This is a genomic window from Herbiconiux daphne (assembly GCF_024979295.1).
In the GTDB taxonomy this organism is placed as follows: Bacteria; Actinomycetota; Actinomycetes; order Actinomycetales; family Microbacteriaceae; genus Herbiconiux; species Herbiconiux daphnes.
On the sequence record NZ_JANLCJ010000106.1, the window covers coordinates 1 to 1,265 of the forward strand.

4 protein-coding genes are annotated in these 1,265 nt (G+C 46.1%); all 4 read left to right on the top strand.

Annotated elements, in window-relative coordinates:
* Window positions 1–311: hypothetical protein (locus tag N1032_RS23330; RefSeq protein WP_259542735.1), on the top strand; the 311-nt coding region annotated here is incomplete at its 5' end.
* Between the two features lie 22 nt (window positions 312–333).
* The gene (locus N1032_RS23335) at window positions 334–561 is read left to right on the top strand and encodes a DUF7195 family protein (protein ID WP_259542736.1); all 228 of its coding nucleotides are present in this window, start codon (window positions 334–336) and stop codon (window positions 559–561) included.
* Window positions 558–779, top strand: coding sequence for a hypothetical protein (locus N1032_RS23340; protein WP_259542737.1), 222 nt, complete (start codon window positions 558–560; stop codon window positions 777–779). The genes N1032_RS23335 and N1032_RS23340 overlap by 4 nt, the downstream gene beginning before the upstream one ends.
* A gap of 57 nt (window positions 780–836) precedes the next feature.
* Window positions 837–1,265 (top strand): hypothetical protein (locus N1032_RS23345; RefSeq protein WP_259542738.1); only part of this gene is annotated, 429 nt, incomplete at its 3' end.

A 1,265-nucleotide genomic window follows, 5' to 3' on the forward strand; every position in this document is an offset into this window, starting at 1 on the left:
TGGAAAGTTCGGTAGATGGTGTATGTGTGGTTTGCCATAATGCAGGCCGTCATGTTAGCCTTCTGCCGAAGGCAACTCCTGTAACAGAACCAGTTAAAAAACGTGACATTCTCGTCCTGAGAAGAACTCTCAAGAACAATATGAAAGTTACCAGACCACAATGGCTCAAGATGAATGAGTGCTGGTGTTGTAAAGGTCGTATTGCTTGGGAGGATGCGGAGACGGCTTCCTTCATGGGTGGCCGAGTTGTTTGTTCTCCGTGTGACAAAGAGCTGGAGGAAGATCGCCTTCCAAAAACTCGAAAACGTTAACTGAAACATAGGAGATATCGAAATGGATAATTCGATGAGCGAGAAAAAGATTCTTCGCCTTGATTCACCAGTCGTTGTGCGTAAAGTTCCAATGACTGCAATGGGTAGTGATATGTTACGTGCAATTCGTGACTACCAGACCGCAGCTTATCAAAAGCAGACTGGTCAGGAAGTTGTGATTCCGTATCCTGTTGCAATCCACATGGCGCTGGCTGATTACTGCAAACTGAAAGGTATTCAAACCAAATGAGTGACGCCAGGGTCATGAAAGCGATTGAGGAATCAATTAAAAGCTATGAGAAGCAGATTCAACAACAGTTGGCTTTGCAACACACGGCTTTTATGATGATGCAACAGCCGGGTAATACCGGCCATGCATTATGGTCGCTGACTAGCCGTTACAAAGATTGTGATCGCAACATCGGTGAATTGAGAACCACAATTCGCAATCTGAGAAGTAGATCTTAAATGGACGGGCGGCTTCGGTCGCCCTGACTTTATCCAAAATTCAAAGGTATTTATAAAATGGCACGTATCCGTTTGTTCTCCCACGCAGCTTCTGATACAGTGAATCGTTTGAACGAAGCACTGACTGCTGCTGGTCATAACTCTCTGAAACTTCGTCGTGATGGTCGCGGTACTTATCGTGGTCGTCAAGGTGATTTCATTCTGAACTACGGTTCATCTCAGTTAAATGAAACTGTGATGGGTCAGGCGACTGTTATCAATGCCCCAACTGCAATCACAAGAGCGTCCAATAAACGCACTTCGTTTGCGACTATGGAACAGGGCAATGTACGCACTGTAGATTACACTACACAGCGTTCTGTAGCTGAAGCATGGGTACGTGAAGGTGCGCTGGTTTATGTCCGTGGTCAGCTTCAGGGGCATTCTGGTGAGGGCATCTCACTGGTACATAACAGTTCCATTAACGTAGGGGATGCTGGTGGGTTC